This window comes from Pandoraea sp. LA3 (assembly GCF_022696215.1).
Taxonomy (GTDB): domain Bacteria; phylum Pseudomonadota; class Gammaproteobacteria; order Burkholderiales; family Burkholderiaceae; genus Pandoraea; species Pandoraea capi.
Map to the genome: position 1 here is coordinate 400,689 of NZ_PTPY01000038.1, position 17,237 is coordinate 417,925.

Genomic DNA, 17,237 nt, shown 5'->3' on the forward strand with positions numbered 1-17,237 from the left:
TGGAAACGGGAAGGATCGGGCGGAAGCGGGGCAGGTGCGTTGGTATCAGGCCTGCGCGGCGTCGTCATGGTGACGCCAGCGGCCGGTGACAACCATCGCAGCATGCGCCTCAATCTGTACGCCTTCCCCGTCGAGCGGCGTCGCGGCGCGTGCCGGATCTGCCGAATCGAGATGCACCTGCCAGTCGCCTCCGGGCGGCGGCCAGCGAAACAACAACGGCACATCGGCGGCATTCATCATCAGCAAGGCGATGTCGATGTCGCCATCCTCCCGCTTCGCGGCGCGCCGCAGCACCAGCGCGCGTCCCTTGGTGTTGTGCCAGTCTTCGTCTGCCAGTTGCAACCCGCGCTCGTCGTACCAGGAGATGGTTTCGAAGTCATTGGCCACCCATTCGCGCTCGTGGGAAAAACGAAGAATGCGCAGCAATGGCATTTCACGGCGCAATGCAATCGCCTGCGCTGCGAAGCCCGTCATGGAGACGCCAGCGGGCTGCGCTGCCGCGCGCCAGTCGAGCCAGGAGGTGTCGTTGTCCTGGCAATAGGCGTTGTTGTTGCCGCCTTGCGTCCGTCCGAATTCGTCGCCGGCAAGCAGCATCGGCGTGCCGCTGGCGAACAGCAACGTGAGCAGCAACGAGCGTTGAACGCGCTCGCGCAGCGCCACGATCCGGGCATCCTCGCTCGGCCCTTCCTCGCCCCAGTTGGCGCTGAAGTTCTCGCCCGCGCCGTCGCGGTTGTCCTCGCCGTTCGCTTCGTTGTGACGCTCCGAGTAGGCCGTCAGGTCAGCCAGCGTGAAGCCGTCGTGCGAGGTGACGAAGTTGAGCGACGCCCACGGCTTGCGCCAGCGGCGCGCGAACAATCCGGCTGAACCAAGAAGCCGCTCGGCGATGTCCGGGCGGATACCGTCGTCGCCGCGCCAGAAGCGGCGCACCGTGTCGCGGAACTGACCGTTCCACTCCGCGAATCCAGGTGGATGTTGTCCCAATTGGTAACCGTCCGGTCCGATGTCCCAGGGCTCGGAGATGAGTTTGGTGCGCGCGAGCACCGGATCCTGACCAATGGCATCGAAAAAGCCCGCGCCGGGGTCGAAGCCGTAGCCTTCGCGGCCCAGCGTCACGCCCAGATCAAAACGGAAGCCATCGATCTGCATCGTTTCGACCCAGTAGCGCAGCGAGTCCATCACCATCTGCAACACCCGAGGGTGCGACAAATTGACGGTGTTCCCGCAGCCCGTGTCGTTGATGAAGTAGCGTTCGTCACCCGGTACCAGTCGGTAGTAGCTTGCGTTGTCCAGCCCTCGCCAGGACAACGTGGGTCCGAGTTCGTTGCCTTCGCATGTGTGGTTATAGACGACATCCAGAATGACTTCGATGCCGGCGGCGTGCAGTGCCCGAACGGCGCGCCGCATGGCGTCGGAACCGCCGTTGCCGAGATAGGACGCTTCGGGGGCAAAAAAGGCGAGCGTGTTGTAACCCCAGTAATTGCGCAGCCCACGGTCGACCAGCATCCGGTCATGCAGGAAGGCGTGCACCGGCAGCAACTCGACCGCCGTGATACCCAGGCGGTGCAGGTGCTCGATCACACGAGGCGACGACAGCGCCTCGAACGTGCCGCGAACGGGCTGACGCATGCCGTCCATCTGCATGGTCAGCCCGCGAACGTGCGCCTCGAGAATGACGGTGTCGTCCCACGCGGTGTGCGGGCGCGTGTCGTGACGCAGCGTATCGGGGGCCTCGACCACCACGGCCTTGGGCATGGCCGGCGCACTGTCGCGGCGGTCGATGGACAGGTCGGCTTTGTGCGAGGACACCCGATACCCGAAGAGTGCGTCGGACCACCGGGCCTTACCGACCAGCGCCCGTGCGTAAGGGTCGAGAAGCAACTTTGCGGGATTGAAACGGTGTCCTTGCTCCGGCGCGTACGGACCGTGCGCACGATACCCATAGACGAGCCCGGGCCCCGCGCCGGGCAGGTACCCATGCCAGATTTCGTCGGTACATTCGGGCAGCGGCAGGCGCTTGAGCTCCTTACGCCCACGCTCCTCGAAGAGGCACAGATCGATGCGCTGCGCGTTGGCCGAGAAGACCGCGAAATTGACGCCCAGGCCATCCCATGTCGCCCCGAGCGGCGACGGGCGGCCGGGTTCGAGCCGTTCGACGTGCGAGTGAGGCATCGGTTATCTCTCCGGGGCCAGCACAAGGCAGCCCAATGGTGGCAACGTCAGATTCAACGATTCGGCGTAGCCGTGCGACGTGATACCTTGCGACGAGATCTCACCACCGTTGCCCACGCCGCTACCGCCGTAGCATGTGGCGTCAGAGTTCAGCACCTCTCGCCACCCACCGGACATGGGGACCCCGATCCGATAGTCATGCCGGGGAATCGGTGTGAGGTTGACGACGACAAGGCAGACGTCGTCGGGGCGCAACCCTTCACGCGAAGCGCCAAAGCGCAGGTACGCCAGCACACTGTTATCGCGGTCGTTGCCGATGACCCATGCGAAGCCGGACGTATCGACGTCGAGCCGGTGCAGTGCTGTCCGGTCGCGGTAGCACCGGTTCAGGTCGCGCACCCAGCGCTGAACGCCGCGACACGCCGGGTCGTCGAGCTGAGACCAAGGCAGCGGGACGTCGTGATTCCACTCTGAGCGTTGTGCGAACTCGCCGCCCATGAAGAGCAGCTTCTTGCCGGGATGCGTCCACATAAAGCCGAGGTACGCGCGCAAATTGGCGTGCTTTTGCCAGTCGTCGCCCGGCATGCGGCCGATCAACGAGCCTTTGCCGTGCACGACTTCGTCATGGGAAAGCGGCAACACGAAATGCTCCGAGAACGCATACACGAGCCCGAAAGTCAGATCGTCATGATGATGACGGCGATACACGGGGTCGCGCCCCATGTAGCGGAGCGTGTCGTTCATCCAGCCCATATTCCACTTGTAATCGAAGCCAAGCCCGCCGCGCGCCACCGGTGCGCTTACGCCGGGCCATGCCGTCGATTCCTCCGCAAACAACGCCGCCCCGGGCGACGCTTCGGCGACGCGCTCGCTCAATGCCTGCAAGAAAGCGATGGCTTCGAGATTCTCTCGCCCGCCATACCGGTTCGGCACCCATTCCCCGGGGCGGCGGCTGTAATCGCGATAGAGCATCGAAGCCACCGCATCGACACGCAGGCCGTCGACATGAAAGCGGCGCAGCCAGTCGAGTGCGCTGCCGATCAGGAAGTTGACGACTTCGTGACGCCCGAGGTTGTAGACGCTTGTCTTCCAGTCCTGATGAAAGCCCTCACGCGGATCGGCGTGTTCGTACAGTGCTGTGCCATCAAAATGCGCGAGCCCATGAACGTCGGACGGAAAGTGCGCGGGCACCCAGTCGAGAATGACGCCAAGCCCCGCGCAATGCGCGCGGTCGACGAGGCGCGCCAGTCCCGCCGGATCGCCGAAGCGCGCTGTCGGTGCATAGAGGCTCAGCGGCTGATACCCCCAGGAGCCGGCGAACGGATGCTCGGTGACGGGCAAGAATTCAATGTGCGTGAAGCCCATCGCGTGCACATAGGGAATCAGACGGTCGGCAAGGGCATCCCAATGCGACGACGATGAGCCGTCGGCCTCCCGTGGCAGCCAGGATCCGGCGTGAACCTCGTAAATGGAGATCGGTGCTTCGGGCGCAACACGTCGAGCGCGTTCGGCCAGCCACACGTCGTCGTGCCAGACGAAAGGCGCATCGGACGCCACGCGCGACGCGGTCGCCGGCGGCACTTCGGTCATACGCGCGAGGGGATCGGCCTTCAGCGGCAGCACGATACCGTTTGCCGTGCGGACTTCGAACTTGTAGCGTTCGTCGGCGGTGAGATGCGGGACGAACAACTCCCAGACGCCCGCGTCATGGCGCAGCCGCATCGCATGGCGACGGCCGTCCCACCCGTTGAAGTCCCCCACGACGGAGACGCGGCTTGCGTTCGGCGCCCACACGGCAAACCGTACGCCCGCAGTATCGTTAACCGCCATGGGATGCGCGCCGAGACAATCGCCGATGTGCCAATGACGTCCCTCGCGCAGCAGGTGAAGATCGAGGTCGCCGAGCAGCAGTCCGAACGCGTAAGGATCGGCGGTGATCTGGCGTGCTCCGGGCCAGTCGACGTGCAGGCGATAGCCGGGTGGGGCATGGGCATCGTCAGTGGCGTCCGAACGCGTTGGCAGCGACCCGGCGAAAAGGCCGTCGGCGTGGATGCGATGCATCGGAATGGTCTGAGCATCGTCCGCAGCCACAGGCTCGACGGCGACGGCCAACGCGCCCGGCAGAAACGCCCGAACCGTCCACCTGTCATGATCCCGATGTGGCCCCAGCACAGAAAACGGGTCCGGATGATGGCCGTCGATCAGCGCTTGTATGTCGGACTGTGACATTGTCGGCAGCCGGTCGTCGTGACCCGCTTCTGAAACGAACGGCTGACGCGGTTGAGCGGAGGACACGGCCCGCGGCTGAGTGCGACTCATCGTGCATCGTCCTCAGATTCACCGAGCAGGCGCGCCACGAGGGCTTCGAGACCTGCAAGCGGCATCCACAGCCACGCGGGCCGGTTGGCGCACTCATAGGCAATCTCGTAAGCCGCCTTCTCGAGCAGGAACGCGTCGAGTAGCGCCCGGCGCGCAAAGGTGTCGGCCAGTTGCGGCGCACCATAAGCCACGGCGTTGCCATAAGCTTCAAGAAACGCATCGCTTGCGTCAGCCATCACCCGGCGCAACTGCGCCGCGCGACGCGCGAGCATGGGTGCCGGCAGCGGTTCCTCCGAACTGGCGACCGAGCGGCCGAGATAGTCCAGTGAGCGCAGCAGTCCCGCGACGTCACGAAGCGGACTGGCTTTCTCGCGCCTCACCGCGACCTCACGGGCAGGTTCGCCCTCGAAGTCGATGATGAAGACATCGCCTGGGGTGACGAGCACCTGACCGAGATGGAAGTCGCCGTGCACACGCTCGCAGAGCGTGCCACGCCCTTGTTCGATCAGACGGGGGATCAGCGCCATGATGGCGTCGCGTTTGTCCAGAAGCGACGCGATGGCAACGGCTTGTGAATCACTGTCCGCGTCAGCCATCGCCGGGGCGGTATGCGCTTCAAGTAGCGAAAACGCCTGCGACACCGTCGTCTGCGCGGAGGTGATCCAGCGGGCCAGGATGTCGTTGTCGGCGATGACCGGCGAGAAAGCATCGTCGCCGGTGTCCTGTGCCAGGACCAAATGCATTTCGCCGAGGCGTTTTCCGATCTGTGTCGCGAACTGAAGATAGGGCGCGGCTTCGTCCCGGGTTTCGCCGACGCTGACGTCGTCGTGCGAGAGCGCTTCAATCAGTCGCGAAAGCGTGTCGTAAGCCCAACCCCAGCCGTTGCCCTGATTTCCGACGAATCGTTGCAGGATCGCAAGCGTATGCGGATTGCCGTCGGCATCGCAATGACGGACTTCCCCTAGCCACTGGGGCGAGTTGGCGAAGCCGCATTCGCTCAGACGGCGCAGCATCTCCGCTTCGGGGTGGACCCCGGGTACGACCTGACGGACCAGCTTGAGCGCCAGCGCATTGCCCATCGCCAGCGAACTGTTGGTCTGCTCGACGGCCATCCACTGCGTTGCTTCGCCCGGCGGGATCGGCTCGTCGGCCAGAACGTCGGCGCTCTCGAACTCGAAGACGCCGAGATCGCCTTCGCCGTCTGTACCCGGCGCGCGTTGTGCAGGTATCCGGGCATTCGACTGCATCAGAGATGCGAGCGCCGGCCCCAATGCCTCACTGGCGAAAGCGTCGACCAGGAAACCGACGCGGCGGCCGCGTCGAACACGTGCCAGCGCCAGTTGGATCGGTAACGGACGCATGCCGGCATGCTCCCAGACAACGGTGAGTGGCAGCAGATATGTTTGCGTTTGCTGCCCGCCGTCGACCTCAAGTTGCACATCGACTTCTCCGAGCCAGATCGGGACGTCGTCGGCATTCATACTGTCGACGGGGGAGATGGATGTCGCACAACGAAGCCGTGCGGCACGCAGCCGGGCGTTCTTTGCCGCGAACCACCGACGTCTCGGCAGATAACGCGGCAGGACGGTCTTCGAGATCGCCTCGCACGTCGCCGCGTCGAGCAGCGGCGCACCCGCACGCCAGACGAACGTCGTGAACTCAGGCAGTTGCTCGCTGGCCTCATCGTTCCAGCGAGGCGCCTGCGTCGCTTCGGTCAGTTCGAACCAGTAGAAGCCATAGGGCGGAAGCGTCAGCAGATAGGTCAGTTGCCCGATGGCAGGGAAGGCTGTGCCGCCGAGCAGTTCTACAGGCGTGCGTCCGGCGTAACGCGACAGATCCAGCTCGACGGCCTGCGACGCCCGGGAGAGGTTGGCAACGCACAGCAGTGGGGGCTCTTCGTCATACTCGCGCAGGTAGGCGAGTACCTTGCGGTTGGTCGGATGCAGAAACTCGATGCCGCCCCGGCCGAACGCGCGCCTTGACCGGCGCGTGGCGATCAGGCGTCGCATCCAGTTGAGCAATGAATGCGGATCACGCGCCTGACTCTCGACGTTCACTGATTCGTACCCATACAGCGCGCCCTGAATGGCAGGCAGCGTGAGCAGTTCGGGGTCGGCGCGCGAGAAGCCGCCATTGCGGTCGTACGACCATTGCATCGGCGTTCGCACCCCGTCGCGGTCGCCAAGATGGATGTTGTCGCCCATGCCGATTTCGTCGCCGTAATAGATCACCGGCGTGCCGGGCATCGACAGCAGCAGACTGTTCATGAGCTCGATGCGACGTCGGTCGCGTTCCAGCAACGGCGCCAGCCGCCGACGGATGCCCAGGTTCAGCCGCGCCCGACGGTCGGACGCATAGACCTCCCACAGATAGTCGCGCTCGCTGTCGGTCACCATTTCGAGCGTCAGTTCGTCGTGGTTGCGCAGGAAGATGGCCCATTGGCAAGCGTCGGGAATCTGTGGCGTCTGGCTCAGGATGTCGGTGATCGGAAAGCGATCTTCGCGCGCGATGGCCATGTACATGCGGGGCATTAGCGGGAAGTGGAACGCCATATGGCATTCGTCGCCTGCGCCGAAATATTGCTGAACGTCTTCCGGCCACTGATTGGCCTCGGCGAGGAGGAGCCGATTGCGATACTTCGCGTCGAGGTCTGCACGAATCCGCTTCAGAATCGCGTGCGTCTCCGGCAAATTCTCGTTGCTGGTGCCTTCTCGCTCGACCAGATATGGCACGGCATCGAGCCGCAGGCCATCCACGCCCATCCCGAGCCAAAAGTGCATGACGCCCAGCACCGAGCGCAGCACCTGTGGGTTGTCGAAGTTCAGATCGGGTTGATGGGAATAGAAACGATGCCAGTAATGCGCGCCTGCGTTTGGCTCCCACGTCCAGTTTGAGACTTCCGTGTCGACGAAGATGATGCGTGTGCCATCGTATTCCCGGCCCGTGTCGGACCAGACGTAATAGTCGCGATGCGAAGTCCCCGGCCGTGCCGCACACGCCCGCTTGAACCACGGGTGCTGATCCGACGTGTGATTGATGACCAACTCGGTGATCACTCGAATGCCGCGCGCATGCGCTTCTGCGATGAGACGTCGCACGTCGGCAATCGTCCCGTAATCGGGATGCACACCGCGATACTCGGCAATGTCGTAGCCGTCGTCACGGCGCGGCGATGGGTAGAACGGCAGCACCCAAAGCGTATCGACCCCCAGCTCGGCGATGTAATCGAGCTTCTCGATCAGGCCGGCAAAGTCGCCGATGCCGTCGCCGTTGGCGTCGAAGAACGACTTGATGTGCAACTGATAGATAACCGCGTCCTTGTACCAGTGCGGGTCGTCTCGAAGGGGGGCGATGCCGAGTCGGGGTTCTCTTTTCATGGGGTCTCCCCGGATTCGTCGTTCGCGTTTGCTGCGCGCGCCGGTCGCACCGACCAGATCGCATACGGGGCATGCGGCGGCAGATGGACCCGCTGGTGCTTCGCATGCCATTCGAATTGCGTGCCGTCGAGCAAATTCTCGAGGGCGAGGGGCGCGTCATCAGGCAATCCCCAGCGCCAAAGCGGCATTTCTATCGTGGCGTCATGGGCTTGACCGGCATCAAGGTTGATCGCGACGAGCACGACGTCGGCGCGCGTCGGGGTGGCCTTCTCGAAATACAGGACGTGCGGGTTGTCGGCGTTGAGGAACGTCACGCCGCGATGCGTCTGTAAGGCGGGATGTTGGCGACGGATGCGGTTAAGCGCCGTGATCTCCCTCACGATGTTGCCGGGACGCTGCCAATCCCAGGCGCGGATCTCGTACTTCTCCGCGTCGAGGTACTCTTCGCGCCCGGGCAGCGCGGTCGCTTCGCAAAGCTCGAAACCGCTGTACATTCCCCACAAACCCGAAAGCGTCGTGGCCAGTGCCGCCCGCGCAAGATGCACGGGGCGGCCGCCATGTTGCAGATGGTAAGGATTGATGTCCGGCGTATTGACGAAGAAGTGTGGGCGGAAGCACGCGGCGATCTCGGGCTGCTGAAGCGCCGTCAGATAGTCGGTGATCTCGTCCTTTGTCTCCCGCCAGGTGAAATAGGTGTACGACTGCGAGAAGCCGATCTTCGCCAGCCGATACATGAGCTTCGGCCGCGTGAAGGCCTCGGAAAGAAAGACCGTGCGCGGATGCGCCGCCCGCACCGAGCCGATCAGCCACTCCCAGAAGGGCAACGGCTTGGTGTGCGGGTTGTCGACACGAAAGAGATCGATGCCTTCCGATATCCAGAACAATACGATGTCGCGCAGCGCGAGCCATAGCGCGGGGAGGGCGTCCGGCGTATAGAAGTCGACGTTGACGATGTCCTCGTACTTTTTGGGTGGGTTTTCCGCGTAACGCAGTGAGCCGTCCGCCCGCCAGTCGAACCAGCCCGGGTGCTCGCGCAACCACGGATGATCGGGCGAGCATTGCACGGCGAAGTCGAGGGCGATGCGCAGACCGTGCTCTCGCGCGGCGTCGCGAAGACGCCGGAAGTCATCGAAGGTGCCGAGCGCCGGATGAATGGCATCGTGCCCGCCCGTAGCGTCGCCGATCGCATAGGGACTGCCGGGATCTCCGGGCTGGGCATCTAGCCGATTGTTCCTGCCCTTGCGGTGCGTCTGCCCGATGGGGTGGATGGGCGGCATGTAGAGCACGTCGAAGCCCATTTCTGCAATCGCGGGTAAGCGCCGGATGACGTCGTCGAACGTGCCGTGCCTTGCGGCATCGCCGCTTTGCGAACGCGGAAACAGCTCATACCAGCTGGCGAACGCCGCCTCGACCGGTTCCACGTCGAGCGCCACCACAGATGACGTCGCGAGGAATGGCCGGTAGCGCGCGGCGGCAACGGCCTCGTATGCGGCCGGCGAACTCAACGCGGCATAGGCGAGGGCAGGGGCTTGCGACTCGGCATGCTGCGCGAGCCTTTCGATGTCCTTTCGCCCGCGCGCCGTAGGCGCCTGAGCCGCGATCTGGCGTATGCACTCAATGCCTTCCTGTATCTCGAGTTCGACCGGCTGACCGGCGTCGAGCTTCTTCGCGACTTCGCTACACCAGTTGAGATATGGGTCGCGCCAGGCCTCGACCTTGAACTCATGTCTACCTAAACGGGTGGGACGAAATTCTGCATGCCAGCGGTCGTTTCCTGTAGGCGACATGGGCGTCTCTCGCCAGACAGTCGAATCGAGCGCGCGCCACCGGAGAACAGCACTCGGCGAAGCGTGTCCGTCGGTAAAGATGTCGGCGCTGACCGAAACGCTTTCGCTCACGACCGCGCGCACGGCGAAACGCCCTTCATCGAGCGACGGCGCCACCGCCTCGATCACTACGCGCGACTCACTCGCCGCCTCGCGTACCGCTCGCCGGTCCTGCTCGCCTGGGGCTCCCATCTTCGCTTTCGGCCAGACATGGCGCGACACAGCGCGATCCGTTTCGGCTTGCCAGATGCGAACTTCGCCGGGCGAAAGCGTGACATGCGTGAGCGTTTCCGGCGTGCCCATCGCATTGCCACGCATGTCTAACGGCGTGAGTCTCACATGGTCGGCGTTTGCGCACGCCGACATCGGCAGCGTAGCCGCTCGGGTGAGACTGCGATTGACGGCCACCACGCGACGCAGCGCTACGCCGGGAATCTCCTGCGTCAGTAGCGCAATATCGGCGTCACCACCGGATAGACACCGCAACACAGATGGGGAAGTCCCCGCCATCCGCATATCAGAATGACGGTTCGCTGACGGTCGTGCACTCGCGACCAGCCGCCGGTTGCCGGCTTCGATGATTTGACGGAAATCGATCTCATGAGAGCGCGGAACCGCCTCGCCGTTCGACTCGGGGTGCCCTGATGACCCAAGCTCAGGCAGTTTGCCGGCCGCATGCGCATGCCCGAACTCCATGCCGGCCGGCATCAGAATTCCGTCACCCAGCTCGAATGCCAATTGCAGTGCACGCGCGCACTCTAGGACGTTGTGGCTACGCGCGACGAGCTCGTCGGACGCGTCAAATGGATCGCCTGCGAGCGCGATCCGCCATGTAACACCTGCGAGATCGGCGTGCTCCCCGTAAAGCCACGACGCACGCATGTCCCACCAACATGAAGATAAGAAAACGCCGTCGAAGCCCGCCTTGGCGACAGCGATCATTTGGTCGCGCCGAAGCCCCGGTGTCCAACCGAACCACTGAAGTGCCGGGAATTGGCGCTGAACATCGTTCAGCAGACGTTGCCATGCGCGGATCGGTCGCGTGTCCAGATGGCGCAGGCAAAAGCCATCGACGCCTTGCTCCGCCAGCTTCAAGACGCGCGCTGCGAGCGCATCCGCGATGCTGGATTTCGACGCCGTCAGGCCGAGGGTGTTGTGAGTCGAATCCGGCAAGAGTCCCGTACGAGACATCGCGTCAGGCGAACCATGGCGTGGGTCGGGGAGGAGGTCGTCCTTTCGGGCGCCGGTGTCATTGACGGTGACCGGACCGGCTAAACCATGCCCCGGCTCGGCGTGAATCACGACATCGGTGGCGAGGCCGCTTAGGTGGGAGACGTTGAGATAACCCGGCAGCGCATTCGAACATGCCGCTTCATCGATAAGGATTCGAGAAAATCCGAGGGAACGGACACGCTCCACCAGCAAGCGCCAATCCTCGGAGGAGGGGAGCGATCTTGCCATCAGCGCGTAAATACGCGGCGGCGCCACGGAGATGCGTGAATCAGACACCGCATCAGACGCCATATTGGGTGCCGCGGGAGAATCTACATCGGAAACACGGTTGTGCGACGGCAAGTTCGACATTGCGGCGAGCTCCCAGCCCATGACGAGCACTCGATGCAGTCGACCATGCAAAATTTGTGCCGTCGTCCGCGCTCAGGCGTTGTCGTGTATCCGGGTCGGGCTATCGGGGACTATTGGCATGCCTTTGTAGAAAGTGCTCTGAACCGTCGCATTCATGTTCCGGGCGCAACGCATCGCACCTGGCCGAAATTGCGCAATGGTCAAGGGCAACTGCGCGGGACTTACGCACGGTCGAACTTGCGTTCTATTCAACGAGTCAGTCACGGCTGCCGTAGCACAAGTGCTGCGCGAAACCGGTAGTATCGATGTCATCGCGCATAACGCTGGACAGATAGAGTTGGGCCGCGCTGAAGCGTGTGCTCCAAAAATACGATGCCAGTGTCCTCAGTGCGCAACCACGGGCTCCGGCATTTCTGCGGCGTATGAAAATGGCCCATATCCGGCAACCTGCCAAGCCATAGAAGGGTGGACCATCCTTCAGCTCACTGAAGCAGATCTTACGGAAGTCGCAGCGGGGATTACTCGTGTTGTGAATCTTCCGTTAGGCAAGCGACCACCTCGTCAAATATGTCGATCCCCTTTTACGCGGCACGTAGAGTCGTTCCGCGCAACTAGCAACAGTTTTCAGTCTCTTTTTAGTCTCATACGTTAGCAATGAAAACCTTCAGACATAAAGTCGCAGCCATTTCTGGAGCTGCCTCTGGTATTGGTCGGGCGCTTGCCGTTGAGCTCGCAAACATGGGTTGCCACCTTACGTTGTCAGACATCGACCCTGCTGGACTGCGGCAAACAGCGTTGGAATGCGAGCGATTGGGTGTCACAGTAGAAACCCAGCTAGTTGACATGGGGAATCGAGATGATGTTGCCTTGTGGGCAAGCAATTCGATAGAAAAGTTCGGAAAAATACATCTTCTTTTCAACAATGCTGGTGTCGCCTTGATATCCCCTGTGACGACATTGAATCTTGACGACATGGAGTGGCTAATGCGCGTTAACTTCTGGGGAATGGCGCATGGAGTTCACTACTTCCTACCACACCTGATTGCATCCGGTGAGGCTCACATCATAAATCTTTCCAGCATATTGGGAATTGTTTCATCGCCTACACAAGCGGCGTACAGCGCCAGCAAATTTGCAGTGCGAGGATTTACTGAATCACTTCGTATGGAAATGGAGTTGATGCAGCTTCCGGTCGGCGTGACTTGCATTCACTTGGGCGGCGTTGCCACAAACATTGTCAACTCATCCAGAATCGATAGCAAAATTCGAGAGTTCTCGGGGAGAGACGTAGATTCTCACCGAAGAAGTGGCAACGCCACTATCAATGTGACGACCCCAGAGAGTGCAGCAGCGTCAATAATTCAAGCCGTAAACTCAAACGCGAGAAGGTCCGTGATTGGCCCCGACGCTAAAATCATGTATGCCATCAGCACTATTTTTGGATCTTTCTACCAAAAATTTATGTTATGGAGGTATCGGAAGAATTGAGGTGCTTCCGCGGCGAAAGAGCCGCGCGGAAGATGGAGGCTATCTCAAAGCGATTTACGGAACAGCAAATGCGAAGCAGTGTCGTTGATTCAGGCGGGCAAGCCAACGCAGAGTGCGCACATCGAATCGCTCAACGGCAAATATCAATTAAAGCATTCAGATCAATGACTTACATCAACAGGGAGATTACTTTCGTATTTTAAATTTAACATAATGTACATTATGCGAATATTGGATGTGCCCCCAAAGCCTCAAAAATCACCCTTCGCGCTGCACATCCAGCGGCGGCGTGCCGTCGTGGAACAGTGTCTTCAGTTGTGAGCGCAGTTCCGGCGAGTCGGTGTGCTTGTGCACTGTCACTGCGTGCTGCACAGCCGCCTCCAGCAACTCGCTTTCGGAATCTGCGCACAGCGCTACGGAGCAATTCGTTTCGCTGGGATATTCCCGGCAGTCGATGTACTTGCGGGCCATGACGTTCTCCTCATAGAAAAGAAACAAAGCCTGTGAATGACCGCGCGGGAATCATCATCCGCGACGTCCGGTGAGCATGATCGCGTCGACATGACGCCGCCGAGCCCACTCAAAAAGTATAGGTGACAGCCTCGCAAGTTCCCTGCCCGATCCAGTGTCCACGGGTCCCGAACACCGGATCGGAATACCAACCGCCAATCAGTCGTCATCGCCTCGAAGCACAATCATTCCGTCAAGGGAATTGACTGCGCAGCCCGACGACGCCCCCATGGCCGGCTTACTTCATCGTCCAGGACGTCGCTTTGACGACATCCGCATCGCAATTCTTAAGGCTGGAAAGCCCCTCAGTCATCAACGTGCTCCATTGCTTGACGCGGTTGGTTCCATTCGGCGACTTGTTGAAATGCTGCGTATTCACAACCTTCGCCCGTTCCGCATGGAAACTCGCCATGAATGCTTTCTCATCAGTAGACGTCGGAACGCGCGACAGCAAGCCTATCAGCGAGTTCTTGCCACCGTCGGCCCCTTGATTCAAGGCCGTATCCAGAAACGAGCCAAGCGTCAAAGCGCTGCTGAACCCGCGGCTTTGCGCCTCGCGCTGGCTGAGCTGGATGTAGACGTCGTAAAACGTGCGCCACATCGCCTCGCGCCAGGCTTCGTTACTTTGCAGCGCGCCAACGCTCGCGCAAAACGCCGGGGTGCCGTCAGCAATCTTCAAAATCGGCCCGACCATCGTTCCCGACGCCCCGATCCGCGCCAGCCCACCCTCGACCGACGGCACCTCGGCACCGCTGGCCTCGTCGAAATTCTTGAACAGCAACGGCGCATCCGGATCACCGTCGTTCGGGCCGCCGGTCGTAGCGCCGAAAAACCCGATCGTCACACCGCGATCGTCCTGAATGTCTTCGCAATAGCCATACACCTTGGTCCATTGCAACGAATCCTGCTCCGGCTTGTTGATCAACTTCATGATGTTGTCCCACTGCTCGCCGTCCAGGCCGGTCTTGTCCTTCAGGAATTGCAGCGTCGCAGGGGAAAAATGGCCATCGTGATCGAGGTCGTCGGCCGTCAGTTTCGGCGGCTTGCATGCCGCCCCGGCCAGCCAGGGCTGCCCACCGTTTCCAACGCCGCTGGTCATCGCCGGCACACTTCCCTGACTTCTGACAACGGCCGTGTAATTGCGTCCGTTGTAGCTGACGGCATTGTCGACGTCATACGTCGTCGTGGCAGCCCACGGTGAATTGCAGACTTCGGTTTTTGCCGCTGCCGGCGTTTGCGCCGACGCATTGGCCGACATGCACAGCACCGATCCAGCACACAACGCCGTGACGGTCATACAACGTGAAAACACTCGCTTCACAAAGGTCTCCTTGGAAAAATAAAAATCGACTACCGGGAAAAAAATAAATTTTTCCCGGAAGACGGAAAAAGTTCCCTAGGAGTACGAATTCACACCTCATAAAACGAAGTCAAAGAGACGTTGCGCGTTGCGTTAAACTTTTCCTACAATCACTCATCCTGTATGCCGTGCACGCCCTTCCCGATTTGTCTTCGTGTGGCGTGCCGGCCTCTTATGATTCGCGCTGACGTTGCACCCAATTGCGGGGGTTCCGCATGACGCTTCCGAGGATTTGACAATCAACATGCCCATGCAAATGTCGAGATTGATTCTGTATGTTCGCGACGTCGAGTTGCTCAAGTCGTTCTATCAGAAGCATTTCGACCTCCCCGTCGTCGAAGAAATCGCAGCCGAATGGGTCGTTCTCGACGCCGGCGGGATCCAACTCGCGCTGCATCTCGTCGGTCAGGCGTATCGACATCAGCCCCCGTCGACGAGTACGCAGTCAAATGCCAAGATCGTCTTCTCGATCGTCTCGGGCCTTCCTGAGCTACGTGAGCAGATGATCAACGCCGGGGTGCGCATGCGCGAACTCAAGCGATTCGACGGATTCCCGCTTCTCATGTGCGACGGCGAAGACCCCGAAGGCAATGTCTTTCAACTGGCCCAAGCCGACTGACGGCGCACACTCGCGAGAAGTGGGTAATATGACGAGACAGATCCGCCTGCGACTGTCTCGTCACCCGTACGCCTCGGCCGGGCACGTGGGATCCGGAGCACTTCCTCGCTTTTCGGTAAACTAGCGGTTTCCGGGAGGTCCACCCTCCCGCTGCTTACCCCCGTTTCCCCATGTCGAATACCCACGAAATCCGCCCCGGCCAGTCCGTCGAACTGCTCAAGGAACTCCATATCCTGACGCGCGACGGCAAGATGAATCAGGACAGCCGGCGCAAACTGAAGCAGGTCTATCACCTGTTTCAATTCATCGAACCGCTGCTCCAGGAAGTCAAAACCGAGAAAGGCCGACTGACGCTGGTCGACCACGGGGCGGGCAAATCCTATCTGGGCTTCATTCTTTACGACCTGTTCGTCAAGGCGCTGGCCGACGATTCGCACATCTTCGGCATCGAAACCCGTGAAGAACTGGTCAAGACGTCGCGCGCCCTGGCCGAACGCCTCGGCTTTCCCGGCATGTCGTTCCTGAACCTGTCCGTCGCCGATTCGATCACGTCGCCAGCGCTGCCCGAAACGGTCGATGTCGTCACCGCCCTGCACGCCTGTAACACCGCTACGGACGACGCCATTCGCTTCGCCCTTGCGAAACAGGCGCGGCACATCGTGCTCGTGCCGTGCTGTCAGGCGGAAGTGGCCGCCGTGCTGCGCAAGCACAAGGGCCAGCAGCTCGGCGGCAATCCGTTGACGGAAATCTGGCGCCATCCGCTGCACACGCGCGAATTCGGCAGTCAGGTCACCAACGTGCTGCGCTGTCTGCAACTCGAAGCGCATGGCTATCAGGTCAGCGTGACGGAACTCGTGGGCTGGGAGCATTCGATGAAGAACGAACTGATCATCGCCCAATACAAGAACCTGCCACGCCGCCGCCCGGCGGAACGTCTGGAAAGCGTGCTCGCATCGCTAGGGCTGGAAGAAATGCGCGAACGTTTCTTCACAGCCCCCACCGCCGAAGCTTAAAGCGACACGGCCCTGAACCCGGGTTGCCGCATCGGATGCGCCTCCGCAAATTCCGGCATGTCGAAGCAACGCTTCGTTAGCTCGGCCACCCGGGGATACGCGTTCACGTCGACCTTATATAGATCGGCAATGATCTTCTGACCGGCGATGCAGATGTCTGCCAGCGTCGGCGCAGATCCCAGAGCGAACGGCGTCGCCGGACGCTCTGTCAGCATCCGCTCATAGGTCGCCAGCCCTTCCCTGCCCCAATGCGCACACCATGCCTCGATCGCGGCAAGATCCGCGTCGTAGGCCTGCGCGAGATGCTTGCGCACGCGCGGTGTGACGAGCGGATGCGAATCGGCCACCGACACCAGAGCGATGGCCCGTGCATACGCCCGGTCTTTGGCACTCTCCGGCATCAATCGCGGCGTGGGATGGATTTCGTCGAGGTACTCCATGATCGCCAGCGACTGAAAGACACGGTGGCCGTCGTGGACCAGGGTCGGTACGACACGCTCGGCGTTCACTTCTGCATAACCAGTGTCGAACTGGTGCCCCGCCAGAATGTCCACCTCGATCTCCTCGTACGGGAGTTTCTTTAGCGCCAGCGCCACTTTGACGCGGAACGCGGCATTCGACCGCCAGAAGCCATAAAGCTGAATTGTCATGGGGAAAGTCCAATCGTTGGATCGTTACGGAAGGCCCCGATAGCGGTTTGCCAACCCAAGCTCGGGCGCAAATCCGCCATCGATTGCATTTGCAATTAACTCGCAGCGATGATGCCATCCAGTAGTTGCATTTGCAACTCACATGAAATCACAGGGATACGGCATACCTTGCCACCGCGCCACGGCCATCGGGTAAACCATTGATTCCGCAGTGAATGATGACCGTGATCCAGTGGATACAAGCCCGATTCCCGAGTGCATCCGAATGACGTTCTCATCCGTATTGGTCAGCATACCCTCCGTCCGGATGCCGCCACATGAC

Annotated in this window: 10 protein-coding genes; 3 read left to right on the top strand and 7 right to left on the bottom strand. The window is 61.2% G+C overall.

The window, feature by feature from the left end:
• Window positions 1–45: 45 nt before the first annotated feature.
• The 4 genes from glgX to C5N93_RS24310 all read right to left on the bottom strand — a co-directional run bounded on the left by glgX (window position 46) and on the right by C5N93_RS24310 (window position 11,296).
• Complete coding sequence (gene glgX, locus C5N93_RS24295) at window positions 46–2,169, bottom strand: glycogen debranching protein GlgX (protein WP_242561250.1); 2,124 nt, start codon at window positions 2,167–2,169, stop codon at window positions 46–48.
• Between the two features lie 3 nt (window positions 2,170–2,172).
• On the bottom strand, window positions 2,173–4,398 hold the full coding sequence (gene glgB, locus C5N93_RS24300) for a 1,4-alpha-glucan branching protein GlgB (protein WP_242561251.1): 2,226 nt from the start codon (window positions 4,396–4,398) through the stop codon (window positions 2,173–2,175).
• Window positions 4,399–4,484: 86 nt separating this feature from the next.
• Complete coding sequence (treS, locus tag C5N93_RS24305) at window positions 4,485–7,865, bottom strand: maltose alpha-D-glucosyltransferase (protein WP_242561252.1); 3,381 nt, start codon at window positions 7,863–7,865, stop codon at window positions 4,485–4,487.
• Window positions 7,862–11,296 carry an alpha-1,4-glucan--maltose-1-phosphate maltosyltransferase gene (locus C5N93_RS24310; RefSeq protein WP_242561253.1) on the bottom strand — a complete coding sequence of 1,145 codons (3,435 nt, stop codon included), beginning with the start codon at window positions 11,294–11,296 and terminating at the stop codon, window positions 7,862–7,864. Before C5N93_RS24310 ends, treS begins: the two co-directional genes overlap by 4 nt.
• 633 nt (window positions 11,297–11,929) lie before the next feature.
• Between C5N93_RS24310 and C5N93_RS24315 the strand changes: the two genes are divergently transcribed.
• Window positions 11,930–12,763, top strand: a complete 834-nt coding sequence (locus C5N93_RS24315) for an SDR family NAD(P)-dependent oxidoreductase (protein ID WP_242561254.1) — start codon at window positions 11,930–11,932, stop codon at window positions 12,761–12,763.
• 258 nt (window positions 12,764–13,021) lie between these two features.
• Here the strand turns inward: C5N93_RS24315 and C5N93_RS24320 are convergent, their stop codons facing one another.
• Both C5N93_RS24320 and C5N93_RS24325 read right to left on the bottom strand, forming a co-directional pair.
• Complete coding sequence (locus C5N93_RS24320; RefSeq protein WP_242561255.1) at window positions 13,022–13,234, bottom strand: DUF1059 domain-containing protein; 213 nt, start codon at window positions 13,232–13,234, stop codon at window positions 13,022–13,024.
• A gap of 277 nt (window positions 13,235–13,511) precedes the next feature.
• Window positions 13,512–14,372, bottom strand: coding sequence for a chitosanase (locus C5N93_RS24325; protein WP_242561405.1), 861 nt, complete (start codon window positions 14,370–14,372; stop codon window positions 13,512–13,514).
• Window positions 14,373–14,889: 517 nt separating this feature from the next.
• On the opposite strand from C5N93_RS24325, the gene C5N93_RS24330 reads away from it, so the two are divergent.
• The gene (locus C5N93_RS24330; protein ID WP_242561256.1) at window positions 14,890–15,252 is read left to right on the top strand and encodes a VOC family protein; all 363 of its coding nucleotides are present in this window, start codon (window positions 14,890–14,892) and stop codon (window positions 15,250–15,252) included.
• 170 nt (window positions 15,253–15,422) lie between these two features.
• Window positions 15,423–16,265, top strand: a complete 843-nt coding sequence (locus C5N93_RS24335) for an SAM-dependent methyltransferase (RefSeq protein WP_069342815.1) — start codon at window positions 15,423–15,425, stop codon at window positions 16,263–16,265.
• On the opposite strand, the gene maiA is transcribed toward C5N93_RS24335, so the two are convergent.
• Window positions 16,262–16,915, bottom strand: a complete 654-nt coding sequence (gene maiA, locus C5N93_RS24340) for a maleylacetoacetate isomerase (RefSeq protein WP_242561257.1) — start codon at window positions 16,913–16,915, stop codon at window positions 16,262–16,264. The two genes, C5N93_RS24335 and maiA, sit on opposite strands and share 4 nt — an antisense overlap.
• Window positions 16,916–17,237: the final 322 nt, after the last annotated feature.